Here is a 23,644-nt window from a genome sequence, read left to right on the forward strand (position 1 = left end):
TAGTCTATTATATACATTTAAAATAAACTAGTTCTTTTAGATTATACATATTTAATTTTATAAAGTAAATAATACCATATGGGGAAAAACTATTTTTATAACTGTCAAAATTAATAAAATCCCTATAAAAGCAGTCATTGCTATATAATCTCTAGAAGCAAAACTCAATTGTTTCAAGCGTGTTCTACCCACTCCGCCATGATAACATCTTGCTTCCATAGCCATAGCCAATTCATCAGCTCTGCGAAAAGCACTGATAAATAACGGTATCAATATTGGCATAAAAGCTTTTACTCTCTTAAAAATATTTCCCGTCATAAAATCAGCACCACGAGATTTTTGAGCTTTTATAATTTTATCCGTTTCTTCTAATAAAGTAGGAATAAATCGAAGTGCTATCGTCATCATCATAGCTAATTCATGAGCTGGCACGCCAAATCTTTTCAGTGGCTTCATCAAATCTTCCAAAGCATCAGATAATACAAGTGGTGGCGTTGTAAATGTCAATAAAGATGCTCCAAACATCAATAATAACAATCTAAGACAGACAAAACTACCATTTGCCAAACCTTCCCATGTAATGCTAAGCTTCCAAATTTCAAAAATAACTTTTCCTTGCGTCGTAAATAAATGCAAAATAAAAGTGAACAAAATAATCCATATAATCGGCTTTATCGATATAAAAAACATCTTCAATGGTATTTTAGAACTATACATCAATAGACCAATAATCACACACCATATAAGATAATCCAACTGACTATCAAAAATGAAAATACCCACAATCAAGATAAATAAACTGACTATCTTCAATCTAGCATCTAGTTTATGCAACAAAGAATTTGCTGGGAAAAATTGACCAATTTTTATATCAGTTAACATTTTATCCCTCTCTTTCTCAAAGCTACTAAAATATTATTTAAAGCTTCTTGCTTGTTCAAGGCACTTACTTCTACATCTAAACCATATTCTTTTATTTTTCGCAACAACTGCATCACTTCTGGTTCTAATAAACCAGCTTGCTCTATTATATCCCTATGTGCAAAAACCTTTCTAGGTTCATCATATATCATTAGCTTACCTTGATTCATAACAGCTACTTTATTTGCTAAAAGTGCAATATCATCCATATTATGCGAAACCATGATAATAGTTACATGTTCTTTTTGATGTAATTTTTTTACTTTCTGCAATAAATTTTGTTTAAGTCTAGGATCAAGACCGGCTGTAGGCTCATCTAGTACTAAATACTTAGGCTTCAATGCAATTATTCCTGCAATTGCCACACGTCTCATCTGCCCACCACTCAATAAAAATGGAGACTTATCTTTATATTCTTCATAATCCAATTCTACAAAATCCATTGCTTCTTTTACTCTCTGTTCCACTTCAGATTCTGATAGACCAAAATTTCTAGGACCAAAAGCAATATCTGCAAAAATACTCTCTTCAAATAATTGTTGTTCTGGATATTGAAAAACTACACCTACACTGCGTCTAGCATTTAAAGTTTGTTTATCCTTTTTTTTATTGATATCAATACCATCAATAAAAACTTTTCCCTTATTAGGATTTAATAAACCATTTAAATGTTGCATAAGTGTAGATTTTCCTGAACCTGTATGCCCTGCTATAGCTACAAAATCGCCATCATTTATAGTTAAACTAACATTATTCAAGGCTTTTTTCTCATATGGAGTTTTTTCCATATAAATATGACTTATATCTTTTATCTCTATTGGCATCTTCTCACCGCTTTAAAATCTATTTATTACTATTTACAAATCAAATTTCGTAGTTCTTTAGCCAAATTTTCATTATCAAAAACATCTGCTATTTTTAAACCTTTTTTTTGCAAAGCATCTACAATATCTACAGCTAAAGGTACATTGAGACCTATCTTTTTTAATTTATCTTTTTCCTTAAAAATATCTTTAGCTGCACCATCTTGAATTATCTTGCCTTCATCCATAACGATAATTCTATTAGCTTGCACAGCCTCTTCCATGAAATGAGTAATCATTATAATAGTTATATTATATTTTTCATGCAATTCTTTTAAAGCTTTCATTACTGCATTTCTACCTTGAGGATCAAGCATCGCCGTCGGTTCATCTAAAACTATACATTGTGTACGCATCGCTATAGCTCCGGCAATTGCCGTTAGTTGTTTTTGTCCTCCCGATAATAAATGTGGTGGCATCTTACGTAAATGTTCAATATGCAAAGATTTCAATGCAAATTCTATTCGATTTCTTATCTCTTCACGCTCAAGCCCCATATTTTCAGGTCCAAAAGCAATATCATCTTCTACCACAGTGGCTATTATCTGATTATCTGGATTTTGAAATACCATACTTACTTTTTGACGAACCTTCCAAATATCCTCATTATCATCAACTTTCATGCCATCAACAATACATTGACCTTCACTTGGCAATAATAAACCATTAAAATGTTTTGCTAGTGTTGATTTTCCTGAACCATTGACACCAATAATAGCTATAAATTCGCCTTTATCTATTTTTAAATTAATATTATCTAATGCTATTTTTTCTGTTTTTTTCTCATCATTTTCCCTAAAAATATGCGTTAGATTTTTTACTTCTATAAAACTCAATATCATCACCTATAAATCTATATAAAAAAATAAGAACTGTAAAAAATTACAGTTCTTATTATACCTATTTTAAATTGTTAACACAATCACCTTATCAAGTAAACCAAAAATCTAACATCAATTTTTAACTTAATTGATAAGGCGAAGGCGGCCCATCTGACCGCCTCACATATCAATAATTCAATGAATTACTAATTCTAAATTATTTTACTAACTCTAAAAGAGCCATTGGAGCAGCGTCACCACGACGTACGCCTAATTTAAGAATACGAGTGTATCCACCATTACGTTCTTTATATTTAGGTGCAATTTCATCGAATAATTTTTTAGCAACTTCTTTATCAACAAGTTCAGCAACAACCTGACGACGAGCACTTAAGTCATCGCGTTTTGCAAGGGTAATGAGTTTTTCAGCAAGACCGCTGATTTCTTTAGCCTTAGCTTCAGTAGTTTCAATGCGTTCATGTTTAAAGAGGGAAACTAGTACACTACGGAATAAAGCTTTACGTGCACTGGAGTTGCGTCCTAATTTACTGTAGCCCATTAGCAGCCTGTCCTTTCCTGTTATTCTTTTTCAGCGAGTGTTAATCCTAATTCCTGTAATTTTTTCTTAACTTCTTCAAGAGATTTACGACCAAGGTTTCTAACTTTGATCATATCATCTTCACTCTTTTGCATTAAATCTGCAACAGTATTGATTTCAGCTCTCTTCAAGCAGTTATAAGAACGTACAGATAAATCAAGATCCTCGATTGTCATTTCCATAACTTTAGAAGTATTATCTTCTTCTGGTGTATTGAAAATTCCTTCATCAGCAGGAATATCTTCTACAGAACCACCCATATTCTGGAATAGACGCAAGTGAGTAATCAAAATGCTAGCTGATTTACTTACTGCTTCTTCTGGTTTTATAGAACCATCAGTCCATACTTCTAATGTAAGTTTATCATAATCGGTAACATTACCAACACGAGTATCTGTTACTGTGTAGTTAACTCTTTGAATAGGAGAGAAGATGGAATCGATAGGGATAATACCAATAACCTGATCTGGTTTTTTATTCTTATCAGCAGGAGTATATCCTCTTCCACGTTCAACTACCATTTCCATTTTCAAAGAACCAGTTTCATCAACAGTAGCAATATGCAAATCTTTATTGAGAATTTCAATATCAGAATCAACAATAATGTCTGCTGCTGTTACTTCTTTTTCACCAGTAACATCTATACGAATGGTATGAGGTTCTTCATCATGCATTTTTAAGCATAATTCTTTTAAGTTTAAGATAATGTTTGTTACATCATCACGAACCCCAGGAATAGTAGAAAATTCATGAAGAACACCATCAATTTTGATAGATGTTATAGCTGCACCCTCTAAAGAAGACAACAAAATACGACGTAAACTGTTGCCAAGAGTAGTACCATATCCGCGTTCCAATGGTTCACAGACAAATTTACCATAACGGTTGTCTTCACTTATTTCTACAATCTCAATCTTTGGTTTTTCGATTTCGATCATCTGAAACAACCTCCTATTCTATGCGCTATAAAACACAGACATATTATCTGGAGTACAATTCGACAATCGCCTGTTCATCAACTGGAATATCGATTTCGTCGCGGTTAGGGAATCTAGTAACAGAACCGCTAAGATTCTGGATATCAGCAGTAAGCCAAGCTGGTACATTCAAAGCATTTTTGCTTTCAGCAATTTCTTTGAATAATGCTGTACCACGGCTTTTTTCTTTAACACCGATTACGTCGCCAACTTTAATTAAAGCGGAAGGAATATCAAGACGTTTACCATTTACAGTGATGTGACCATGGGAAACGAGCTGACGAGCCTGACGACGAGTGGATGCAAGACCTAAACGGAAAACAACATTGTCAATTCTACGTTCGAGAAGACCAAGTAAGTTTTCACCAGTTACGCCTGGCATAGTTTTAGCTTTATCATAATAAGCTCTAAACTGTTTTTCTAATACACCATATATAAATTTAGCTTTTTGTTTTTCTTTTAACTGCATTCCGTATTCGCTTACTTTGCGGCCAGAACGTTTAGGCTGTCTTTTGGAGCTTTTTGCAAGACCAACTACAGCTGTTTCTAAACCGAGAGCGCGACATCTTTTCAGAGAAGGAACTCTGTCAATAGCCATATTTCTACTTCAACCTCCTAATTATACTCTTCTACGTTTAGGTGGGCGACAACCGTTATGAGGAATTGGAGTAACATCTTTAATCATATTAACTTCAAGACCAGTTGCCTGTAAAGATCTGATTGCAGCTTCACGACCTGCACCAGGACCTTTTACATATACTTCAACCTGTTTTAAACCATGTTCCATTGCTGCTTTTGCTGCAACTTCTGCTGCCATTTGAGCTGCAAATGGAGTGCTTTTTCTGGAACCTCTGAAACCGAGTCCACCAGCACTAGCCCAGGATAAAGCATTACCATTTTTGTCAGTGATAGTAACAATTGTATTATTGAAAGTCGAACGAATGTGTGCAACACCGTATTCGACATTTTTACGATCTTTTCTCTTTGGACGAGATGTTTTATTTGCTGCCACTTATTAAACCTCCTTCTTCTTAGCCTTTTTTACCCATTACAGTCTTTTTAGGACCTTTACGAGTACGAGCGTTGTTTTTAGTGTTCTGACCACGTACAGGTAAACCTAAACGATGACGTCTACCTCTATAGCAGCCAATTTCAACTAAACGTTTAATATTCAAAGAAATTTCACGACGAAGGTCACCTTCTACAAGGTGATTTTTGTCGATATATTCACGTAACTTAGCAACTTCATCTTCAGTAAGATCACGTGCTCTAGTATCTGGATTAATACCAGTAGCAGCTAAGATATTCTGAGAAGTTTTAAGACCAATACCAAAAATATATGTTAAAGCAATTTCAACTCGTTTATCGCGTGGTAAATCTACACCGGCAATACGTGCCATACAATCAGCACCTCCTTATCCTTGTTTCTGTTTATGTTTAGGATTTTCGCAAATAACCATTACATGACCTTTGCGTTTAATAACTTTACATTTTTCACAAATAGGTTTTACTGATGGTCTAACTTTCACTGCATGTACCTCCTTCTACATTGCTATAATGCCTATCAATTATAATTATAATAGGTCTTATTTAAAACGGTAAGTGATTCGGCCTCTGGTCAAATCATAAGGCGTAAGTTCAATAGTAACTTTATCACCCGGCAGGATGCGAATAAAATTCATACGAATTTTACCAGAAACATGAGCTAAAACAACGTGACCGTTTTCTAACTCTACCTTAAACATTGCATTAGGCAAAGCTTCTAATACTTTACCTTCAACTTCAATTACATCTTGCTTAGACATGAAATTCTCCTTCAATTAAAGCTTAAGTTGGGCCGAAAACTCTTTGAGGTTTGAATTATCATGCCCATGATATGCCCAAACCTGTCAGTAATCCGTTTTTACAGCAATGCCATGCCCAACATTATTGTTATCTGCCGCAGAAAAACATTCCTGTTCACTGCCCGAATATTAATTATAACATATTACAGCGTTTAAATATATCATTATCAGCGATTTTTTTCACACTTTTTTTATACAGATATATTACCGTATTATATTATCAATTAACTGCGCAAAATTGCAACAATGTCTTGGAATACTTTATCCATTGACTGACTTCCGTCAACTTCTTTGTAAAGTTCTTCTTTTTCATAATAAGAAATAAGAGGCTTTGTCTGTTCTTCATAAACAGAAAGACGATTTTTCATTGTTGCTTCGCTGTCGTCAGCTCTTTGATAAAGTTCACCGCCGCACACGTCACAAATTCCGTCTTTCTTAGATGGCTTAAATTCTACATGATAAGTAGCACCACATTTTTTACAAATGCGACGACCAACTGCTCTTCTTATTAATTCACTTGCTGGAACAGCAACGTTTAATGCACAGTCGAGTTTTAAACCTAATTCATTTAAAATTTTATCCAAAGCCACAGCTTGTTCTACTGTACGAGGAAAACCATCCAAAATAAATCCTTTTTCGCAGTCAGCTTTAGCTAAACGTTCTTTTACAATACCAATTGTAACTTCATCTGGAACTAATTGTCCAGCATCCATGCAAGCTTTTGCTTGTTTTCCAAGTTCAGTACCTTCTTTTACTGCTGCACGAAACATATCCCCAGTGGAGATATGAGGAATTTTAAATTCTTCTACTAGCCTAGCTGCCTGTGTACCTTTACCAGCACCAGGAGGGCCCATTAAAAGGATGTGCATAAAAATCCTCCTTACTTCATAAAACCTTCATAATGGCGCATTACGACCATTGATTCAATTTGTTTCATCGTATCAAGAGCAACCCCTACTACGATTAATAACGCTGTACCACCAAAATGAATTCCTTCAATATGTGTAGCACCCGCTATCATTGTTGGTAAGATTGCAATGAATGCAAGGAAAAATGCACCCGCTAATGTAATACGTGTCATAATACGGTCTAAATAATCTGCAGTTGCCTGACCTGGACGAATTCCAGGAATAAAACCACCGTATTTTTTCAAATTATCAGCGAGGTCCGGAATTTTAAATGTAACCGCAGTGTAAAAATACGTAAAAAATAAGATCAATAATGCATATACAGCACTTTGGAAAGGTGTTCCCCATTGGAAATAATCAGCAATTGTCTTAATCCAAGGAGTTTGTACAAACTGAGCTAATGTAGCTGGGAACATCAATACTGATGATGCAAAGATGATTGGAATAACGCCGGCCTGATTTACTTTAAGCGGTATATGCGTAGACTGGCCGCCGTAAGTTTTACGACCTACAACGCGTTTTGCGTAGGACACCGGAACTCTACGTTGTCCTTGCTGAATGGCAATAACAAAAACAATCATAGCAAGGGCGATTATTGCAAAGAATAACACATTAAAATAGCTTATTGTGCCTGCTTGCAAGTAATTATATATAGTACCCAAATTTTGTGGAAGTGCTGCTACGATACCTGCGAAAATGATAAGTGATATACCATTTCCCACACCATGTGCAGTTATCTGCTCACCAATCCACATGAGGAACACTGTTCCCGCTGTTAGGGTAATTGCAATAATAAGAATTGATGTAATACTAGGATTAATTATGGCCTGTTTCAGACCAATAGACATACCTATAGCTTGTAAAAATGCCAAGACAACAGTCAAATAACGGGTCGTCTTGGTTATCTTTTTATGTCCCTCTTCACCTTCTTTAGACCATTGCTCTAAAGTAGGTACTACTACGGTCAATAATTGAATAATAATTGACGCGTTGATATATGGGGTAATACTCATAGCAAAGAGAGAGAATTTACTTAAAGCACCACCGGAAAATAAATCCAATAATCCGAACAAGTTACCGCTGTTAAATAACTGTTCAATCATTGATGGATTTACTCCAGGCACCGGGATATGAGTCCCGAGCCTGAAGATTGCAAACATAATAAGTGTAAATACTATTTTCTGTCGCAATTCGGTGATTTTGAGGATATTGCTAAGAGCTGAAAGCACTTAGATCACCTCTACTTTTCCACCTGCTGCTGTAATTTTTTCTTCAGCAGATTTTGTGAAGCCGTTTGCTACAACAGTCAATTTCTTAGTAATTTCGCCGTTACCAAGAACACGTACACCGTCACAAACGTTTTTAAGAATACCTGCTTCTACTAATGCTGCTGGATCTACTGTTGCGCCATCTTCAAAACGATTTAAAGAAGAAACGTTTACTTCAGCATATTCTTTTGCAAAAATATTTTTGAAGCCGCGTTTTGGCAATCTACGGTATAAAGGCATCTGGCCACCTTCAAAACCTGTACGTACGCCGCCACCAGAACGAGCATTCTGACCTTTATGACCACGTCCGGAAGTTTTACCTAAACCAGAACCTAAACCACGACCAACACGAATACGAACTTTTCTAGAGCCCGGTGCTGGTGATAATTCATGTAATTTCATAACCTGGACACCTCCTCTAAATTATTCGCCGATTTTTTCTACTGTAATAAGATGTTCTACTTTATGAATCATACCTCTAATAGTAGCTGTATCTTCATGTTCTACTGTAGAATTTAATTTACGTAATCCCAAAGCCTGAATTGTTCTTCTCTGAGTTTCAGGTCTGCCGATCAGACTTCTTGTAAGGGTAATTTTCACTTTTGCCATTGAAATATTTCCTCCTTAACCTAAAAGTTCCTGAACGGATTTTCCACGAAGTTCAGCTACAAGCTCAGCTTTTTTAAGCTGTTCTAAACCTTTAATAGTTGCACGAACCATGTTATTAGGGTTAGAAGAACCAAGGGATTTTGTTAAGATATTACCAACACCTGCAAGTTCTAATACTGCACGAGCTGGACCACCTGCGATAACACCAGTACCTTTTGCAGCTGGTTTTAAGAGCACACGACCTGCACCGAATACACCGAGGCTTTCGTGTGGAATAGTTTTATCTACTAAAGAAACTTCTACAAGATTCTTTTTAGCATCTTCAATGCCTTTTCTGATTGCTTCAGGTACTTCGCTAGCTTTACCGAGACCTGCACCAACATGACCGTTTTTATCGCCTACTACAACAAGAGCGCTGAAAGAGAAGCGACGGCCACCTTTTACAACCTTAGCAACGCGATTAATATACACAACTTTTTCTTCTAATTCAAGTGCGTTAGCGTCAATCTTGGCCATTAATTTACCTCCTGTTCCAATATTAGAATTTTAGACCAGCTTCACGAGCTGCATCTGCTAAAGCTGCTACACGACCATGATATACATAGCCACCGCGGTCAAATACAACTTCAGTAATGCCTTTTTCAAGAGCACGTTTTGCTACAGCTGCACCTACAGCTTTAGCTGCTTCGATGTTACCGCCGTAAGCGTTGAAATCTTTATCTTTGGAGCTTGCGGATACTAATGTAACACCATTAACATCATCAATAACTTGAGCATAAATGTTGCTTAAGCTACGGAATACGTTTAAACGAGGTCTTTCAGCTGTGCCAGAAATATGATTACGAACTCTTAAATGACGTTTCTGACGAGCTTTATTTTTATCCTGTTTATTAAACAAAACCAGCCTCTCCTTTCTATTTCTAACTAAAGATTATTATTTCTTAGAACCAGTTTTACCAGCTTTACGACGGATATGTTCGCCTTCGTACTTAATACCTTTTCCTTTGTAAGGTTCAGGTTCTCTGTAAGAACGAATTTTAGCTGCCATAGCGCCAACTGCTTCTTTATCGATACCAGATACAACAATCTTGTTAGGAGCAGGAGCTTCTAATTTGATTCCAACAGGAGGTTCAACAACTACTGGATGGGAAAAACCTAAGGATAAGTTAAGGTTTTTACCAGCCTGTGCAGCTCTATAACCTACACCATTAATTTCAAGATTTCTTACAAAGCCTTGTGTTACACCTACAACCATATTGTTGATAAGAGTACGAGTAAGACCATGTAAAGATCTATGCATTTTATCTTCGGATGGACGTTCTACTGTTACAACGCCTTCACCTACTGTAATTTTCATATCTTTATGACAGTCACGGCTAATTTCACCTTTAGGTCCTTTAACCGCTACGTGATTATGTTCATCAACTGTTACAGTAACCCCAGCAGGGATTGTAATCGGTTCTCTACCAATTCTTGACATCTGTACACCTCCTAGTCTAAAACTAATTTTACCATACGTAAGCTAAAACTTCGCCGCCAACACCTTCACGACGTGCTTGTTTATCACTCATAATACCTTTAGAAGTAGAGATGATAGCAATACCAAGACCACCAAGTACGCGAGGTAATTGATCTTTCTTAGCATAAGCACGAAGACCAGGTTTAGAAATACGTTTAATACCAGTGATTACTTGTTCACGGTTTGGACCATATTTCAAGTTAATTGTAATAACACCTTGTTTGTTATCTTCTGCGAAGGAGAAGTCTTTAATGAAACCTTCTTCTTTAAGAACTTCTGCAATAGCCTGTTTAATTTTAGAACCAGGAATTTCAACTTTATCATGAAGTACGGAGTTTGCATTACGCAAACGAGTTAACATATCTGCAATAGGATCAGTCATTCCCATAAATCGATATCCTCCTTTCTTTCAACCTTACCAACTAGCTTTTGTTACGCCAGGGATTGCGCCTTTATAGCTCTGTTCTCTGAAACAGATACGGCACATTTCAAATTTACGCATATAACCGTGTGGACGACCACAGATTTTGCATCTGTTATATTTACGAACCTTGAATTTAGGTTCTTGACTCCATTTCTGGACCATTGCCTTTCTGGCCATAGATCAGTATACCTCCTCTTAAGAATTAAGCACTAAACGGCATACCCATTAATTTAAGAAGAGCTCTAGCTTCTTCATCAGTCTTTGCCGTAGTAACAATAATAATATTCATACCATGAATTTTTTCGATTTTATCATATTCGATTTCAGGGAAAATCAATTGTTCTTTAAGACCAACTGAATAGTTTCCGCGACCATCAAAAGCTTTAGGGCTTACGCCACGGAAGTCACGAACGCGAGGCAAAGCGATATTCATAAATTTATCAAGGAACTGATACATACGAGTTCCACGAAGAGTAACTTTAGCGCCAATAGGCATTCCTGCACGTAATTTCCATGCAGCAAGAGATTTTTTCGCACGAGTCAAAACAGGTTTTTGACCAGCGATAATAGTGAGGTCAGCTACAGCAGAATCTAATGCTTTAGAGTTGTGAGCAGCTTCACCAACACCCATACTAATGATAACTTTTTCAATCTTAGGAAGTTGCATTACATTTTTATAACCGAATTTTTCAGTCATAGCAGGAACAACTTCATTGATATATTTTTCTTGTAATCTATCCACCAAGATATCCTCCTTCCTCAATTATTTTGCTTGGTCTAATGCTTCACCGCATTTTTTGCATACACGAACCATTTTACCATCAATTTCTTTTTTCGCAACACGAGTTGCTTTAGAGCAAGCTGGGCAAACTACCATTACTTTAGAAGCGAACATAGGAGCTTCTTTTTCAATGATACCGCCGTTTGGAGCTTTCTGATTAGGTTTAGTGTGACGTTTAATTTTGTTAACGCCTTCAACTACAACCTTATCTTTAGCAGGCATAGCCTGAAGGATTTTACCTTGTTTACCTTTATCTTTACCGGATAATACTAAAACTGTATCACCTTTTTTTACATGCAATTTAGCCTGTGACAAATCTTGGCACCTCCTGTCTATTTATTAAATTACTTCTGGTGCCAGTGAAACGATTTTCATGAAATCTTTGTCACGTAATTCTCTGGCTACCGGGCCAAAAATACGAGTTCCGCGTGGAGTTTTATCATCTTTAATAATAACAGCAGCGTTTTCATCAAAGCGGATATAAGAACCGTCAACACGACGTAAACCCTTTTTAGAACGTACTACTACAGCTTTAACAACGTCACCTTTTTTAACCATACCACCAGGTGAAGCAGATTTAACTGCAGCTACGATTATATCACCAATGTTGGCATATTTACGATAAGAACCGCCCATTACACGGATACACATAATTTCTTTTGCACCAGTGTTATCACCAACATTCAACATTGTTTGTTGCTGAATCATTGCTTTACCTCCTTCTAAAATTCTCTATTAAGTAACAAATTATTTTGCTCTTTCAAGAATTTCAACGAGTCTCCAACGTTTATCTTTAGATAAAGGACGAGTTTCCATAATAGAAACTGTATCTCCTACGTGAGCTTCGTTGTTTTCATCATGTGCTTTAAATTTAACAGTTTTCTTAACTGATTTTTTGTAGAGTGGATGACTTTCAGTATCAACTACAGCAACAACAATAGTTTTTTCCATTTTGTCGCTTACAACTTTACCAACTTTAGTCTTGCGTTCATTTCTAATTTCGCTCATTAAAAGAACCTCCTTCCTTCTGCATATCATTTATTATCTATTAATCAATCTAAACTATTAAGCTTTTAATTCTTGTTCGCGTTGAATAGTTTTAATACGAGCAATAGTTTTTTTAACTTCTTTGATACGCATAGGGTTTTCAAGCTGACCTGTAGCAAGCTGGAATCTGAGGTTGAATAATTCTTCTTTAAGCGAAGCAAGTTTCTGGTTAAGTTCGCCAGCACTCATTTCACGTATTTCATTAACCTTCATTTACTTCACCCTCCCCTTGCACTTCACGCTTAACAAATTTTGTTTTGATTGGGAGTTTATGGCTTGCAAGACGCATAGCTTCTTTAGCAACTTCTTCGCTAACGCCGCCCATTTCAAACATAATACGACCTGGTTTAACTACTGCTACCCAGTATTCAGGTGAACCTTTACCGCTACCCATACGAGTTTCAGCAGGTTTTGCAGTTACTGGTTTATCAGGGAAGATTTTAATCCAAACCTGACCACCACGTTTAATATAACGAGTCATCGCAATACGAGCTGCTTCGATCTGACGGTTTGTAATCCATGCAGGTTCGAGAGCTTGTAAACCGAATTCACCATGTACTACAGTATTACCTTTATGAGCTTTACCTTTCATAGTACCACGGAACTGTTTACGGTATTTTACTCTTTTAGGTATTAACATTAATCTTCGCTCCCTTCAACAGCTTCTGCCTGTGCAGCAAGTTTCTTTTCAGGAAGAACTTCACCTTTGAAGATCCATACTTTTACGCCAAGACGGCCATAAGTTGTATGTGCTTCAGCTGTACCATAATCAATATCAGCACGTAAAGTATGAAGTGGAATACTACCTTCACGGTAAGATTCACTACGAGCAATTTCAGCACCGCCGAGACGGCCACCTACTGTTACTTTAATACCTTTTGCACCCATACGCATTGTACGGCTAACAGCCTGTTTCATTGCACGACGGAAAGCAACACGGCGTTCGAGCTGAGAAGCGATGTTTTCAGCAACGAGTGTAGCATCCATATCTGGCTGTTTAATTTCTGCGATATTAATATCTACGTGTTTATCAGTGTATTTTTTAAGGCCTTTTTTGAGCTGTTCAATACCAGAACCACCACGGCCGATAACCATACCAGGTTTAGCAGTATGAATAGTTAATCTGAGACGATTTTTAGAACGTTCTGTTTCAATTTTAGATACGCCAGCAACTTTTAAAGTTTCTTTTAAGAAGCTACGAATTTTAATATCTTCGTGTAAGTTAGCAGCGAAATCTTTACCAGCATACCACTTCGCATCCCAAGTTTTTACGATACCAAGACGCATACCATGTGGATTAACTTTTTGTCCCAAATCTATTCCCTCCTTCTAATTATTTTTCTTTAACTACGATCGTAACATGAGATGTACGTTTTAAGATTTTGAATGCCTGTCCACGGGAACGTGGGTGAATACGTTTAAGGGTAGGTCCCTGATCAACGAATGCTGTAGCCACATAGAGGTTATCAGGATTCATATCAAAATTATTTTCAGCATTTGCTACTGCTGATTTTAAAACTTTATTAATTACATCAGCACCTGCTTTAGGTGTGAATTTTAATATTGCAAACGCGTCAGCTACGTTTTTGCCACGAATAAGATTCATAACAATACGTACTTTACGCGGAGAAATACGGATATATTTTGCTACTGCTTTAGCTTCCACAGTTGTTCCTCCTTTCAACAATTATCTTAAAGATGTACGTCTTTCTTCGCCAGCATGGCCTTTGTATGTTCTTGTTGGTGCAAATTCACCAAGTTTATGACCAACCATGTCTTCTGTAACATATACAGGTACATGTTTGCGACCATCATGAACTGCAATTGTATGGCCTACAAATGTAGGAAGGATTGTCGAACTGCGGGACCAAGTTTTAACAACTTTTTTGTCATTAGCTGCATTTAAAGCATCAATTTTCTTTTCGAGGCTTTCAGCAACGTAAGGTCCTTTTTTTACTGATCTTGACAAAATATGTCCTCCTTTCATTTTAGAATAAGGTAATCAGTTAAGCTACCTTATTCACAAATTTATTATTTACGACGTTTTGCACGACGTTTAACGATAAGTTTATCAGATGCTTTTTTACGGCGAGTTTTAGCACCCATAGCACATTTACCCCATTTAGTAACAGGATGTTTACGTCCAACTGGGCTACGGCCTTCCCCACCACCATGTGGATGGTCATTAGGGTTCATCGCAACACCACGGTTTTCAGGACGAACGCCTAACCAACGGTTACGACCTGCTTTACCAATTGTGAGGTTTTCATGTTCTAAGTTACCAATCTGACCGATTGTTGCACGGCAGTTGATATGAATTTTACGGATTTCACCGGATGGCATACGTAAGAGAGCATAGTTGCCTTCTTTAGCCATGAGCTGAGCAGCTGCACCAGCGGAACGAACCATCTGGCCGCCTTTACCGATTTTCATTTCAATGTTGTGTACTAATGTACCAAGTGGAATATTAGCAAGTGGTAATGCATTACCTACTTTAATATCTGCTTCTGGACCGGATACGATCTGGTCACCAACTTTTAATCCATCTGGAGCTAAGATGTAACGTTTCTCACCATCGAAATAGTTAAGAAGTGCGATACGAGCGCTACGGTTTGGATCATATTCTATAGTAGCAACGCGTGCTGGAACACCATCTTTATTACGTTTGAAATCGATTATACGATATAAACGTTTGTGTCCGCCGCCTTGATGTCTTACTGTTAAACGGCCCTGGAAGTTACGACCACCGTTCTTTTTAAGACTTTCAACCAAGGATTTCTCAGGTTTTTTAGCTGTAATTTCTTCGAAAGAAGAAACAGTCATAAATCTTCTACCTGCAGAATAAGGTTTAAAACTCTTTATTGCCACTTAATTAACCTCCTTTTTTTATCTTTTTACTTAAGCTTGGAAGAACTCGATAGTTTCTCCAGCTGCAAGTTTTACGATTGCTTTTTTATAGTCAGAACGTTTGCCAAGATTACGGCCCATACGTTTTACTTTACCAAGAACGTTAACTGTATTTACAGATTCAACTTTTACATTGAAAATTGTAGATACTGCTTTGGCAATTTCAATTTTGTTAGCTTCTTTAGCAACTACAAATACGTATTTGCCTTCTTCCATCAATTCAGTTGTCATTTCTGTAACAAGCGGTCTGATAATGATATCTCTAGCTTCCATTATGCTAATACCTCCTCAATACGTGTAATAGCATCTTTAGTAATGAAGAGTTTGTTATGATTTAAGATATCATATACATTTAATCCGCAAGAACTGATAGCTTTTACACCAGGGATATTGCGAGAAGATTTCTCTACGTTTTCTACTACATCAGCAGTAACGATAAGAGCTTTCTCTGCAACGTTGAAATCGCTCATCATTTTTACAACTTCTTTTGTTTTAGGAGCTGCGAAATCTAAGCTTTCTAATACAATGAAATCACCATTGTTTACTTTATCTGTTAAAGCGCATTTAATAGCTAAACGACGCTGTTTACGAGGCATTCTGAATGCATAGGAACGAGGAGATGGACCAAAGATTGTACCACCGCCTACCCAAAGTGGGGAACGGGTGCTTCCGCTACGAGCACGACCTGTACCTTTTTGTTTCCAAGGTTTACGACCGCCACCGCGTACTAAACCTCTAGTTTTTGTTGCATGCGTTCCTAAACGCTGAGCTGCCAACTGCATTACTACAGCCTGATGAACAAGGCCTTCGTTAACTTCAACGCCAAATACGCTTTCATTTAATTCGATATCACCGATCTGCTGGCCGGCAACTGTATAAACTGCTACTTTAGGCATAATATAGCATATCCTCCTTCCAATTATTATTTCTTAGGTTTAACTGTATCTTTAATAACAACAAAGCTATTTTTAGCACCAGGAATAGCACCTTTGATTAAAATAAGGTTACGGTCTGCATCAACACGTACAACGCTTAAACGCTGAACTGTAACTTTAGCGCCACCCATACGGCCTGGTAATTTTTTACCTTTTAGTACACGTCCACCATGACCAGAAATCATAGCACCTGTAGAACCTGGTTCACGATGAGATTTAGAACCGTGACCCATAGGACCTCTAGCAAAGTTATGACGTTTAATACCGCCGGCAAAACCTTTACCTTTGGAAGTACCAGTAACATCAACTAAATCACCGGCACCAAATATGTCAACGCTGATGGAGTCACCAGCCTTATATTCAGGAACATCTGCAAGGCGTAATTCGCGAATGAATTTTACTGGTTCAACGCCAGCTTTTGCGAAATGGCCTTTCATTGGTTTAGTTACATTTTTTTCTTTAACTGTTCCAAAGCCAATCTGAACAGCATTATAGCCATCAGTTTCAACAGTTTTGCTCTGAAGAACAACATTTTTACCGGATTCTACAACTGTAACAGGAACTACTTTACCTTCTTCAGTAAAGATTTGAGTCATGCCAAGTTTTTTACCTAAAATTACTTTTGCCATCTATTGCCACCTCCTCTTACAATTTAATTTCGATATCCACACCTGCTGGCAAATCTAAACGCATTAAAGCGTCAACAGTTTTAGATGTTGGTTCTAAAATGTCAATAAGACGTTTGTGAGTTCTCATTTCGAACTGTTCACGGGAGTCTTTATTAACATGTGGAGATCTTAAAATTGTAAAAATATTTTTTTCGGTAGGCAATGGAATAGGACCAGATACCATTGCACCTGTTCTTTTAGCTGTTTCAACAATTTTAACGGAGCTCTGATCAAGTGCTTTGTGATCATATGCTTTTAAACGAATTCTGATTTTCTGCTGTTTAGCCAAATTATTTTCCTCCTTGTCGCCCAGATTCTTGACCCGGACAATTTCTCCACGCCAGTTCCCTTGCCTTATGCAAGCAATCTGCCGCGTCATCGCATTTTAAAAGAACTTTATATAAGGGCAGCAAAATGCCGCCCTTATACAAATTAATTATTAAAAGTAATAAGCTCTTAAGCTTAAAATTATTCGTCGATTTCGATTACACGACCAGCGCCTACTGTATGGCCACCTTCACGAATAGCGAAGCGAAGACCTTTTTCAATAGCGATTGGAGTGATAAGTTCGATAGACATTTCAATGTTATCGCCAGGCATAACCATTTCTGTACCTTCTGGAAGAGTTACAACACCAGTAACGTCAGTAGTACGGAAATAGAACTGTGGACGATAGTTGGAGAAGAATGGAGTATGACGTCCACCTTCTTCTTTAGTAAGAACGTAAACCTGAGCTTTGAATTTTTTGTGTGGATGAATAGTACCAGGTTTAGCAAGTACTTGACCACGTTCAATTTCTTTACGGTCTACACCACGAAGTAATGCACCGATGTTGTCACCAGCAACAGCGCTATCAAGCATTTTGCGGAACATTTCGATACCAGTTACAGTAGTGGATTTCTTTTCTTCGGAAAGACCAACGATTTCAACAGTGTCACCAAGTTTGAGTTCACCACGTTCTACACGGCCAGTAGCAACTGTACCACGACCAGTGATTGTGAATACGTCTTCAACTGGCATTAAGAATGGTTTATCAGTGTCACGAGTTGGAGTTGGGATATAATCATCAACAGCATCCATTAATTCAAGGATTTTCTTTTTAGCTTCTTCGTCACCTTCAAGAGCTTGAAGAGCGGAACCAGTTACTACAGGGATATCATCACCTGGGAAGTCATAGCTGGAGAGAAGTTCACGAACTTCCATTTCAACGAGTTCGAGAAGTTCAGGATCATCAACCTGGTCAGCTTTGTTGAGGAATACAACGATAGCTGGAACACCAACCTGACGAGCAAGAAGGATGTGTTCACGAGTCTGAGGCATAGGGCCATCAGCAGCACTAACAACGAGGATAGCACCGTCCATCTGAGCAGCACCAGTGATCATGTTTTTAACATAGTCAGCATGGCCTGGGCAGTCTACGTGAGCATAATGTCTTTTATCAGTTTCATATTCAACGTGTGCAGTGTTGATTGTAATACCACGTTCACGTTCTTCTGGAGCTTTATCAATCATGCTGTAATCTTCGAACTGAGCCATACCTTTTTCAGATAAAACTTTAGTGATAGCAGCAGTTAAAGTAGTTTTACCATGGTCAACGTGACCGATTGTACCAATGTTTACATGTGGTTTAGTTCTTTCAAACTTCTGTTTAGCCATTTAATTAATTTCCTCCTTTATTATTCGCCTTTTGATTTAGCGACAATAGCATCAGATATATTTTTAGGAACTTCATCATAGTAAGAAACTTCCATGGAGTAGTTCCCACGACCCTGTGTTTTAGAGCGTAAGTCGGTTGCATAACCGAACATTTCAGAAAGTGGAACAAATGCGTTGATTACTTGTACGCCATTACGTGGTTCCATACCTTCGATACGACCACGACGGGAGTTTAAGTCACCAATTACATCGCCCATATATTCTTCAGGAACAGTAACTTCAACTTTTACATATGGTTCTAATAATACTGGATTTGCTTTTAAAGCACCAGCTTTGAATGCCATAGAACCTGCAACTTTGAAGGCCATTTCTGAGGAGTCAACTTCATGATAAGAACCATCATAAACGACAGCTTTGATATCAACCATTGGATAACCAGCAACAACACCGTTTTCCATAGCTTCTTTGATACCATTTTCGATTGGTCCGATGTATTCTTTAGGAATAGCACCACCAACGATTTTACTTTCGAAGGAGAAACCTTCACCTGGATCCTGTGGAATAAGTTCAAGCCAGCAATGACCATATTGACCTTTACCACCGGACTGACGAACGAATTTACCTTCAGATTTAACTGTTTTGCGAATTGTTTCACGGTAAGCAACCTGTGGTTTACCTACTTTACAATCTACTTTAAATTCACGGCTCATACGGTCTACGATAATATCGAGATGTAATTCACCCATACCAGAGATGATTGTCTGTCCAGTTTCAGCATCAGTTCTTACACGGAATGTAGGATCTTCTTCTGCTAATTTCTGAAGAGCAATACCCATTTTTTCCTGGTCAGCTTTAGTTTTTGGTTCTACAGCTACAGAAATAACTGGGTCTGGGAATTCCATAGATTCGAGAACAATTGGATGATTTTCATCGCAAAGTGTATCACCAGTTGTAGTATCTTTAAGACCTACAGCAGCAGCGATATCACCGCTATAAACAACTTCAATTTCTTTACGGTTGTTTGCATGCATCTGTAAGATACGGCCGATACGTTCTTTTTTGCCTTTTGTAGAGTTATATACATAAGAACCAGCATTTAATGTACCGGAGTATACACGGAAGAATGCAAGTTTACCAACAAATGGGTCAGCCATGATTTTGAATGCTAACGCTGCGAATGGTTCTTCATCGCTAGAATCACGATGGTCTTCTTCATTTGTTTCTGGATTAATACCTTTTATTGCTGGAATATCAACTGGAGCTGGCATATAGTCAACAACAGCATCAAGCATAGGCTGAATACCTTTATCTTTGTAGGAAGAACCGCAAACTACTGGACAAATTTCACAAGCAATTGTAGCTTTACGAATTGCTGCTTTAATTTCTTCTTCAGTAAGTTCTTCGCCTTCAAGATATTTCATCATTAATTCATCATCTGTTTCAGCAACAGAATCAAGCATTTTCTGACGATATTCTTCAGCTTTTTCTTTATATTCAGCTGGAATTTCTACGGATTCAGGTTCTTTTGTATAATCTTCTTCGTAGATTACAGCTTTCATTTTAATTAAGTCAATAAGACCTTGGAATGTATCTTCAGATCCGATTGGAATCTGAATAGCAACTGGATGTGCGTTAAGACGTTCAACCATCATTTTGAGAACATTATAATAATCAGCACCTACGATATCCATTTTGTTAACGTATACCATACGAGGTACATGATATCTTTCAGCTTGACGCCAAACTGTTTCAGACTGAGGTTCAACACCGCTTTTTGCGGATAATACTGTAACAGCACCATCAAGTACTTTAAGAGAGCGTTCTACTTCAACTGTGAAATCCACGTGGCCTGGTGTATCAATGATGTTGATACGATGGTTTTTCCAATGGCAAGTTGTTGCAGCAGAAGTAATTGTAATACCTCTTTCTTTTTCCTGTGCCATCCAGTCCATTGTTGCTCCACCTTCATGAACTTCACCCATTTTATGAAGTATACCTGTGTAGAACAGAATACGCTCTGTAGTAGTGGTTTTACCAGCATCAATATGTGCTATAATACCAATGTTACGAGTTTTTTCAAGGGAAAACGCTCTTGCCACTTACTCATCGCTCCTTATATTATACAAAAGATACTTTAAAATTACCAACGATAATGAGCAAATGCTTTATTAGCTTCAGCCATTTTATGAGTATCTTCTTTTTTCTTAATTGCTGCACCAGTGTTGTTAGCAGCATCCATTAATTCGCCGGAAAGACGTTCGTTCATAGTTTTTTCACCACGAAGTCTAGCATAGTTAACAATCCAACGAATACCAAGTGTCATACGACGGTCCTGACGAACTTCTACAGGAACTTGGTAGTTAGCACCACCAACACGGCGTGCACGAACTTCTAATACTGGCATAACATTTTTCAATGCAGTTTCAAAAACTTCCATTGGGTCTTTACCAGTTTTTTCTTTTATAATGTCAAATGCATCATATACAACTTTCTCAGCAACACCTTTTTTACCGGAAAGCATAACTTTATTTATGAATTTAGTTACAACCTTGGATTTGTACACCGGATCTGGTAATACATCTCTTTTAGGTACGGAACCTTTTCTTGGCATTACTACCCCTCCTTGTCATAGTCTTCAATGTTTTAAGTAATTATTTTTTCTTAGGACGTTTTGCACCGTATTTAGATCTTCCTTGTTCACGGTTTTGAACACCAGCAGTATCCAAAGAACCACGAATGATGTGATAACGCACACCTGGTAAGTCTTTTACACGACCGCCTCTAATTAAAACAACACTATGTTCCTGAAGATTGTGACCAATACCAGGGATATAAGCTGTTACTTCAATACTATTCGTTAAACGAACACGGGCAACTTTACGCAATGCGGAGTTTGGTTTTTTAGGAGTAGTAGTATATACTCTTGTGCAAACACCACGTTTCTGCGGGCAATTTTTTAATGCCGGTGCTGTAGATTTTTCCTGCATGCTCTGTCTGCTTTTACGAATCAACTGATTTATTGTAGGCATACATGCACCTCCTTCCTTAAATTTCCAAAGGCTTCAAAGCCCTATCCTTATTTCGGATATTTTAGATTAAGAAATCTTACTTGCTGTAAGATTTTCAGCTTAGTTAACGGTATCCCTTAAAGTAATGCTACCGCAGCAGCACCTACTTCAATATTACAGGACTTACCTAATTCAGCCATTGTATTTCCAAAAACCATTTTAACATTCTTGGTCATACAAAGCTCTTTTAAAGGGCTTAAAACTCTATCATCTGCGTCATCTGCTATGTAAACACATTTCGCTAAATCGTTTTTCACCGCTTTAGTAACTTGTTTTATGCCAATAACGCGTTTAGCATTTTTTAGTGTAACTGTCATTTTATCACTCCTAAATACTAACTGACAGATTTCAGGCACTCATTAATATTATCATCATTAAAAAGTATTGTCAACACATATTTTATAAGTATTTTTATTTACACGGTTCCTGGCGTATCATATATAAATATAAAAGCCGTAAAAACCCTTATAAATAAAGGCCTCATGCTATCTCACTTTCTAATTTATTAAATTTTAAGAAAATATTTTTATTTACATACCTTTTACATTAGACACTTGTTTTTGATAGAAAGATTTTATTTTTTCATCTAAATTCATCATAAAAAGCACAAAAAGGACACCGGATAATATCCAGTGTCCTTTAATAGCTTATCAACTTTACTTAAATAAAATTATTTAAGTTCTACAGTTGCACCAGCTTCTTCTAATTTAGCTTTTAATGCTTCAGCATCTTCTTTAGAAACGCCTTCTTTTACAGGAGCAGGAGCACCATCAACTAAAGCTTTAGCTTCTTTTAAGCCAAGGCCAGTTACTTCACGAACAACTTTGATTACGTTGATTTTTTTGTCGCCAGCGGAAGCTAAAACAACATCGAATTCAGTTTTTTCTTCAGCAGCAGCAGCACCAGCAGCTGGAGCAGCAGCTACAGCTACAGGAGCAGCAGCACTAACACCAAATTTTTCTTCCATAGCTTTTACAAGTTCGGATAATTCAAGAACAGTCATTTCTTCAATGGCTTGCATAATTTCTTCTTTAGTCATTTTTATATTCCTCCAAATTTAAAACATTAATTTCATTTTATTTTTATATTATTTATATAGAGAGAGTCTGCTTATGCAGATTCTTTCTGAGCACGAATTGCATCAAGCACATATACTGCGTTGCGAATAGTACCCTGAAGTACGTTGACAACACCAGAGATAGGAGCTTGCATACTTCCAAGAATTTTTGCGATGAGAACTTCGCGGGATGGTAGGGATGCCAAAGCTTTAACTTCTTCAACATTGATAATTTTACCTTCAACAAGACCAGCTTTAATAGTTAAAACTTCTGTGTTTTCAAGTTTATTTTCTTTGATGAATTCATAAATAACTTTAGCTGGAGCTACAGCATCATCAGCGGATACTGCAAGAGCAGTAGTACCGTTAAGAACTGGATCTAAACCTTCTAAGCCAATTTCATTAGCAGCAATACGAACCATTGTGTTTTTTACAACATGATAAGTAACACCTGCTTCACGAAGTTTAGCACGAAGTTTCATATCTTGAGCTACAGTTAAACCTTTATAACCTGTTAATACAGCACCTTTTGCAGAGCTAAGTTGTTCTTTAAGACCTGCAACTGCGGCCTGTTTTTCTGGACGAATGTTTGCCATTTTTCATGACACCCCCTCTCAAATAAGGATATTTATTACGAAACCAAAAAACGGTCTCTAGTGAGGACCAGAGACCGCAAAGTTTTCATGCCTTGCCAAGTATCTGACCTCGGCAGGCTATATTATGTCGCAAAATAAATTGCAACACCTGCTGTCTTAAGTCGCTTTACTAAATGA

General features: G+C 37.3%; 40 protein-coding genes and 1 other annotated feature (1 of these 41 cut by a window edge). All 40 genes read right to left on the reverse strand.

What is annotated here, in order from left to right; translation table 11 throughout:
* Window positions 1-57 precede the first annotated feature (57 nt).
* A complete protein-coding gene (locus tag Q5I67_RS01710) occupies window positions 58-882 on the reverse strand; it encodes an energy-coupling factor transporter transmembrane protein EcfT (protein ID WP_302486176.1) in 825 nt (274 codons plus the stop codon).
* On the reverse strand, window positions 876-1,745 hold the full coding sequence (locus Q5I67_RS01715) for an energy-coupling factor transporter ATPase (RefSeq protein WP_302486177.1): 870 nt from the start codon (window positions 1,743-1,745) through the stop codon (window positions 876-878). Before Q5I67_RS01715 ends, Q5I67_RS01710 begins: the two co-directional genes overlap by 7 nt.
* 29 nt (window positions 1,746-1,774) lie before the next feature.
* Window positions 1,775-2,626, reverse strand: a complete 852-nt coding sequence (locus Q5I67_RS01720; RefSeq protein ID WP_302486190.1) for an energy-coupling factor transporter ATPase — start codon at window positions 2,624-2,626, stop codon at window positions 1,775-1,777.
* A gap of 196 nt (window positions 2,627-2,822) precedes the next feature.
* The gene (rplQ, locus tag Q5I67_RS01725) at window positions 2,823-3,164 is read right to left on the reverse strand and encodes a 50S ribosomal protein L17 (protein WP_027889375.1); all 342 of its coding nucleotides are present in this window, start codon (window positions 3,162-3,164) and stop codon (window positions 2,823-2,825) included.
* 20 nt (window positions 3,165-3,184) lie between these two features.
* Window positions 3,185-4,141, reverse strand: a complete 957-nt coding sequence (locus Q5I67_RS01730) for a DNA-directed RNA polymerase subunit alpha (RefSeq protein WP_008538846.1) — start codon at window positions 4,139-4,141, stop codon at window positions 3,185-3,187.
* 43 nt (window positions 4,142-4,184) lie between these two features.
* Window positions 4,185-4,778, reverse strand: coding sequence for a 30S ribosomal protein S4 (gene rpsD / locus Q5I67_RS01735; protein ID WP_008538847.1), 594 nt, complete (start codon window positions 4,776-4,778; stop codon window positions 4,185-4,187).
* Window positions 4,779-4,799: 21 nt separating this feature from the next.
* Complete coding sequence (rpsK, locus tag Q5I67_RS01740) at window positions 4,800-5,192, reverse strand: 30S ribosomal protein S11 (protein WP_018998532.1); 393 nt, start codon at window positions 5,190-5,192, stop codon at window positions 4,800-4,802.
* A gap of 19 nt (window positions 5,193-5,211) precedes the next feature.
* Window positions 5,212-5,580 carry a 30S ribosomal protein S13 gene (gene rpsM, locus Q5I67_RS01745; protein ID WP_118036076.1) on the reverse strand — a complete coding sequence of 123 codons (369 nt, stop codon included), beginning with the start codon at window positions 5,578-5,580 and terminating at the stop codon, window positions 5,212-5,214.
* 15 nt (window positions 5,581-5,595) lie between these two features.
* Window positions 5,596-5,709 (reverse strand): 50S ribosomal protein L36, encoded by a 114-nt coding sequence (gene rpmJ, locus Q5I67_RS01750; RefSeq protein WP_004092858.1) that lies wholly within the window; start codon window positions 5,707-5,709, stop codon window positions 5,596-5,598.
* 57 nt (window positions 5,710-5,766) lie between these two features.
* Window positions 5,767-5,985: a translation initiation factor IF-1 gene (gene infA, locus Q5I67_RS01755; RefSeq protein ID WP_008538853.1), complete on the reverse strand. Its 219-nt coding sequence runs from the start codon at window positions 5,983-5,985 to the stop codon at window positions 5,767-5,769.
* A 263-nt stretch (window positions 5,986-6,248) separates the two neighbouring features.
* A complete protein-coding gene (locus tag Q5I67_RS01760; protein ID WP_296897136.1) occupies window positions 6,249-6,893 on the reverse strand; it encodes an adenylate kinase in 645 nt (214 codons plus the stop codon).
* Between the two features lie 11 nt (window positions 6,894-6,904).
* A complete protein-coding gene (gene secY / locus Q5I67_RS01765) occupies window positions 6,905-8,161 on the reverse strand; it encodes a preprotein translocase subunit SecY (protein WP_296897134.1) in 1,257 nt (418 codons plus the stop codon).
* Window positions 8,162-8,602, reverse strand: coding sequence for a 50S ribosomal protein L15 (gene rplO, locus Q5I67_RS01770; RefSeq protein WP_008538856.1), 441 nt, complete (start codon window positions 8,600-8,602; stop codon window positions 8,162-8,164). It abuts the gene before it with no gap.
* A gap of 21 nt (window positions 8,603-8,623) precedes the next feature.
* Window positions 8,624-8,809, reverse strand: coding sequence for a 50S ribosomal protein L30 (rpmD, locus tag Q5I67_RS01775; RefSeq protein ID WP_008538857.1), 186 nt, complete (start codon window positions 8,807-8,809; stop codon window positions 8,624-8,626).
* 15 nt (window positions 8,810-8,824) lie between these two features.
* Window positions 8,825-9,325 carry a 30S ribosomal protein S5 gene (rpsE, locus tag Q5I67_RS01780; RefSeq protein ID WP_008538858.1) on the reverse strand — a complete coding sequence of 167 codons (501 nt, stop codon included), beginning with the start codon at window positions 9,323-9,325 and terminating at the stop codon, window positions 8,825-8,827.
* A gap of 22 nt (window positions 9,326-9,347) precedes the next feature.
* Window positions 9,348-9,707: a 50S ribosomal protein L18 gene (rplR, locus tag Q5I67_RS01785; RefSeq protein ID WP_008538859.1), complete on the reverse strand. Its 360-nt coding sequence runs from the start codon at window positions 9,705-9,707 to the stop codon at window positions 9,348-9,350.
* 36 nt (window positions 9,708-9,743) lie between these two features.
* Complete coding sequence (gene rplF, locus Q5I67_RS01790) at window positions 9,744-10,289, reverse strand: 50S ribosomal protein L6 (RefSeq protein WP_008538860.1); 546 nt, start codon at window positions 10,287-10,289, stop codon at window positions 9,744-9,746.
* A 28-nt stretch (window positions 10,290-10,317) separates the two neighbouring features.
* Entirely contained in the window at window positions 10,318-10,716 is a 399-nt protein-coding gene (rpsH, locus tag Q5I67_RS01795; protein ID WP_008538862.1) for a 30S ribosomal protein S8, read from the reverse strand.
* 27 nt (window positions 10,717-10,743) lie between these two features.
* Window positions 10,744-10,929 (reverse strand): type Z 30S ribosomal protein S14, encoded by a 186-nt coding sequence (locus tag Q5I67_RS01800; RefSeq protein WP_008538864.1) that lies wholly within the window; start codon window positions 10,927-10,929, stop codon window positions 10,744-10,746.
* A gap of 25 nt (window positions 10,930-10,954) precedes the next feature.
* Window positions 10,955-11,494 carry a 50S ribosomal protein L5 gene (gene rplE / locus Q5I67_RS01805; RefSeq protein ID WP_008538865.1) on the reverse strand — a complete coding sequence of 180 codons (540 nt, stop codon included), beginning with the start codon at window positions 11,492-11,494 and terminating at the stop codon, window positions 10,955-10,957.
* Window positions 11,495-11,515: 21 nt separating this feature from the next.
* Window positions 11,516-11,848, reverse strand: coding sequence for a 50S ribosomal protein L24 (gene rplX, locus Q5I67_RS01810; protein ID WP_008538867.1), 333 nt, complete (start codon window positions 11,846-11,848; stop codon window positions 11,516-11,518).
* Between the two features lie 24 nt (window positions 11,849-11,872).
* Entirely contained in the window at window positions 11,873-12,241 is a 369-nt protein-coding gene (rplN, locus tag Q5I67_RS01815; RefSeq protein ID WP_008538869.1) for a 50S ribosomal protein L14, read from the reverse strand.
* A 39-nt stretch (window positions 12,242-12,280) separates the two neighbouring features.
* Complete coding sequence (rpsQ, locus tag Q5I67_RS01820) at window positions 12,281-12,541, reverse strand: 30S ribosomal protein S17 (protein ID WP_008538871.1); 261 nt, start codon at window positions 12,539-12,541, stop codon at window positions 12,281-12,283.
* A gap of 57 nt (window positions 12,542-12,598) precedes the next feature.
* On the reverse strand, window positions 12,599-12,793 hold the full coding sequence (gene rpmC, locus Q5I67_RS01825) for a 50S ribosomal protein L29 (RefSeq protein ID WP_008538872.1): 195 nt from the start codon (window positions 12,791-12,793) through the stop codon (window positions 12,599-12,601).
* Window positions 12,783-13,220: a 50S ribosomal protein L16 gene (gene rplP / locus Q5I67_RS01830; RefSeq protein WP_008538873.1), complete on the reverse strand. Its 438-nt coding sequence runs from the start codon at window positions 13,218-13,220 to the stop codon at window positions 12,783-12,785. The genes rpmC and rplP overlap by 11 nt, the downstream gene beginning before the upstream one ends.
* On the reverse strand, window positions 13,220-13,894 hold the full coding sequence (rpsC, locus tag Q5I67_RS01835) for a 30S ribosomal protein S3 (RefSeq protein WP_296896962.1): 675 nt from the start codon (window positions 13,892-13,894) through the stop codon (window positions 13,220-13,222). Before rpsC ends, rplP begins: the two co-directional genes overlap by 1 nt.
* A gap of 19 nt (window positions 13,895-13,913) precedes the next feature.
* Window positions 13,914-14,246 (reverse strand): 50S ribosomal protein L22, encoded by a 333-nt coding sequence (gene rplV / locus Q5I67_RS01840; RefSeq protein WP_008538875.1) that lies wholly within the window; start codon window positions 14,244-14,246, stop codon window positions 13,914-13,916.
* A gap of 21 nt (window positions 14,247-14,267) precedes the next feature.
* Window positions 14,268-14,549, reverse strand: a complete 282-nt coding sequence (rpsS, locus tag Q5I67_RS01845; protein WP_008538876.1) for a 30S ribosomal protein S19 — start codon at window positions 14,547-14,549, stop codon at window positions 14,268-14,270.
* 62 nt (window positions 14,550-14,611) lie between these two features.
* Complete coding sequence (gene rplB, locus Q5I67_RS01850; protein ID WP_296896965.1) at window positions 14,612-15,448, reverse strand: 50S ribosomal protein L2; 837 nt, start codon at window positions 15,446-15,448, stop codon at window positions 14,612-14,614.
* A gap of 30 nt (window positions 15,449-15,478) precedes the next feature.
* Window positions 15,479-15,760: a 50S ribosomal protein L23 gene (rplW, locus tag Q5I67_RS01855; RefSeq protein WP_008538878.1), complete on the reverse strand. Its 282-nt coding sequence runs from the start codon at window positions 15,758-15,760 to the stop codon at window positions 15,479-15,481.
* On the reverse strand, window positions 15,760-16,383 hold the full coding sequence (gene rplD, locus Q5I67_RS01860; RefSeq protein WP_296896968.1) for a 50S ribosomal protein L4: 624 nt from the start codon (window positions 16,381-16,383) through the stop codon (window positions 15,760-15,762). Before rplD ends, rplW begins: the two co-directional genes overlap by 1 nt.
* A 26-nt stretch (window positions 16,384-16,409) precedes the next feature.
* Window positions 16,410-17,051 carry a 50S ribosomal protein L3 gene (gene rplC / locus Q5I67_RS01865; protein ID WP_008538881.1) on the reverse strand — a complete coding sequence of 214 codons (642 nt, stop codon included), beginning with the start codon at window positions 17,049-17,051 and terminating at the stop codon, window positions 16,410-16,412.
* A 16-nt stretch (window positions 17,052-17,067) separates the two neighbouring features.
* Complete coding sequence (gene rpsJ, locus Q5I67_RS01870) at window positions 17,068-17,379, reverse strand: 30S ribosomal protein S10 (RefSeq protein ID WP_008538883.1); 312 nt, start codon at window positions 17,377-17,379, stop codon at window positions 17,068-17,070.
* 179 nt (window positions 17,380-17,558) lie between these two features.
* Window positions 17,559-18,746, reverse strand: coding sequence for an elongation factor Tu (gene tuf / locus Q5I67_RS01875; RefSeq protein WP_302486178.1), 1,188 nt, complete (start codon window positions 18,744-18,746; stop codon window positions 17,559-17,561).
* A gap of 20 nt (window positions 18,747-18,766) precedes the next feature.
* On the reverse strand, window positions 18,767-20,845 hold the full coding sequence (gene fusA / locus Q5I67_RS01880) for an elongation factor G (RefSeq protein WP_302486179.1): 2,079 nt from the start codon (window positions 20,843-20,845) through the stop codon (window positions 18,767-18,769).
* Between the two features lie 41 nt (window positions 20,846-20,886).
* Window positions 20,887-21,357: a 30S ribosomal protein S7 gene (rpsG, locus tag Q5I67_RS01885; protein WP_008538887.1), complete on the reverse strand. Its 471-nt coding sequence runs from the start codon at window positions 21,355-21,357 to the stop codon at window positions 20,887-20,889.
* Window positions 21,358-21,397: 40 nt separating this feature from the next.
* On the reverse strand, window positions 21,398-21,775 hold the full coding sequence (gene rpsL, locus Q5I67_RS01890) for a 30S ribosomal protein S12 (protein ID WP_008538888.1): 378 nt from the start codon (window positions 21,773-21,775) through the stop codon (window positions 21,398-21,400).
* 116 nt (window positions 21,776-21,891) lie between these two features.
* A complete protein-coding gene (locus Q5I67_RS01895) occupies window positions 21,892-22,131 on the reverse strand; it encodes a ribosomal L7Ae/L30e/S12e/Gadd45 family protein (RefSeq protein ID WP_296896976.1) in 240 nt (79 codons plus the stop codon).
* Window positions 22,132-22,484: 353 nt separating this feature from the next.
* Complete coding sequence (rplL, locus tag Q5I67_RS01900; protein WP_296896978.1) at window positions 22,485-22,853, reverse strand: 50S ribosomal protein L7/L12; 369 nt, start codon at window positions 22,851-22,853, stop codon at window positions 22,485-22,487.
* A gap of 71 nt (window positions 22,854-22,924) precedes the next feature.
* Window positions 22,925-23,467 carry a 50S ribosomal protein L10 gene (gene rplJ / locus Q5I67_RS01905; RefSeq protein WP_296896980.1) on the reverse strand — a complete coding sequence of 181 codons (543 nt, stop codon included), beginning with the start codon at window positions 23,465-23,467 and terminating at the stop codon, window positions 22,925-22,927.
* 36 nt (window positions 23,468-23,503) lie between these two features.
* Window positions 23,504-23,644, reverse strand: a sequence feature (ribosomal protein L10 leader region) (it continues 2 nt past the right edge of the window).

Source organism: uncultured Megamonas sp., assembly GCF_958438645.1.
Classification (GTDB): Bacteria; Bacillota; Negativicutes; order Selenomonadales; family Selenomonadaceae; genus Megamonas.

Coding starts and splice junctions, on each gene's coding strand:
- Q5I67_RS01710 (WP_302486176.1), bottom strand. CDS start 882: ATGTTAACTGATATAAAAATTGGTCAATTTTTCCCAGCAAATTCTTTG.
- Q5I67_RS01715 (WP_302486177.1), bottom strand. CDS start 1,745: ATGCCAATAGAGATAAAAGATATAAGTCATATTTATATGGAAAAAACT.
- Q5I67_RS01720 (WP_302486190.1), bottom strand. CDS start 2,626: ATGATATTGAGTTTTATAGAAGTAAAAAATCTAACGCATATTTTTAGG.
- rplQ (WP_027889375.1), bottom strand. CDS start 3,164: ATGGGCTACAGTAAATTAGGACGCAACTCCAGTGCACGTAAAGCTTTA.
- Q5I67_RS01730 (WP_008538846.1), bottom strand. CDS start 4,141: ATGATCGAAATCGAAAAACCAAAGATTGAGATTGTAGAAATAAGTGAA.
- rpsD (WP_008538847.1), bottom strand. CDS start 4,778: ATGGCTATTGACAGAGTTCCTTCTCTGAAAAGATGTCGCGCTCTCGGT.
- rpsM (WP_118036076.1), bottom strand. CDS start 5,580: ATGGCACGTATTGCCGGTGTAGATTTACCACGCGATAAACGAGTTGAA.
- infA (WP_008538853.1), bottom strand. CDS start 5,985: ATGTCTAAGCAAGATGTAATTGAAGTTGAAGGTAAAGTATTAGAAGCT.
- Q5I67_RS01760 (WP_296897136.1), bottom strand. CDS start 6,893: ATGCACATCCTTTTAATGGGCCCTCCTGGTGCTGGTAAAGGTACACAG.
- rplO (WP_008538856.1), bottom strand. CDS start 8,602: ATGAAATTACATGAATTATCACCAGCACCGGGCTCTAGAAAAGTTCGT.
- rpmD (WP_008538857.1), bottom strand. CDS start 8,809: ATGGCAAAAGTGAAAATTACCCTTACAAGAAGTCTGATCGGCAGACCT.
- rpsE (WP_008538858.1), bottom strand. CDS start 9,325: ATGGCCAAGATTGACGCTAACGCACTTGAATTAGAAGAAAAAGTTGTG.
- rplF (WP_008538860.1), bottom strand. CDS start 10,289: ATGTCAAGAATTGGTAGAGAACCGATTACAATCCCTGCTGGGGTTACT.
- rpsH (WP_008538862.1), bottom strand. CDS start 10,716: ATGGGAATGACTGATCCTATTGCAGATATGTTAACTCGTTTGCGTAAT.
- Q5I67_RS01800 (WP_008538864.1), bottom strand. CDS start 10,929: ATGGCCAGAAAGGCAATGGTCCAGAAATGGAGTCAAGAACCTAAATTC.
- rplN (WP_008538869.1), bottom strand. CDS start 12,241: ATGATTCAGCAACAAACAATGTTGAATGTTGGTGATAACACTGGTGCA.
- rpsQ (WP_008538871.1), bottom strand. CDS start 12,541: ATGAGCGAAATTAGAAATGAACGCAAGACTAAAGTTGGTAAAGTTGTA.
- rpmC (WP_008538872.1), bottom strand. CDS start 12,793: ATGAAGGTTAATGAAATACGTGAAATGAGTGCTGGCGAACTTAACCAG.
- rplP (WP_008538873.1), bottom strand. CDS start 13,220: ATGTTAATACCTAAAAGAGTAAAATACCGTAAACAGTTCCGTGGTACT.
- rplW (WP_008538878.1), bottom strand. CDS start 15,760: ATGGAAGCTAGAGATATCATTATCAGACCGCTTGTTACAGAAATGACA.
- rplD (WP_296896968.1), bottom strand. CDS start 16,383: ATGCCTAAAGTAGCAGTTTATACAGTTGCCGGCCAGCAGATCGGTGAT.
- rplC (WP_008538881.1), bottom strand. CDS start 17,051: ATGGCAAAAGTAATTTTAGGTAAAAAACTTGGCATGACTCAAATCTTT.
- tuf (WP_302486178.1), bottom strand. CDS start 18,746: ATGGCTAAACAGAAGTTTGAAAGAACTAAACCACATGTAAACATTGGT.
- rpsG (WP_008538887.1), bottom strand. CDS start 21,357: ATGCCAAGAAAAGGTTCCGTACCTAAAAGAGATGTATTACCAGATCCG.
- rpsL (WP_008538888.1), bottom strand. CDS start 21,775: ATGCCTACAATAAATCAGTTGATTCGTAAAAGCAGACAGAGCATGCAG.
- Q5I67_RS01895 (WP_296896976.1), bottom strand. CDS start 22,131: ATGACAGTTACACTAAAAAATGCTAAACGCGTTATTGGCATAAAACAA.
- rplL (WP_296896978.1), bottom strand. CDS start 22,853: ATGACTAAAGAAGAAATTATGCAAGCCATTGAAGAAATGACTGTTCTT.
- rplJ (WP_296896980.1), bottom strand. CDS start 23,467: ATGGCAAACATTCGTCCAGAAAAACAGGCCGCAGTTGCAGGTCTTAAA.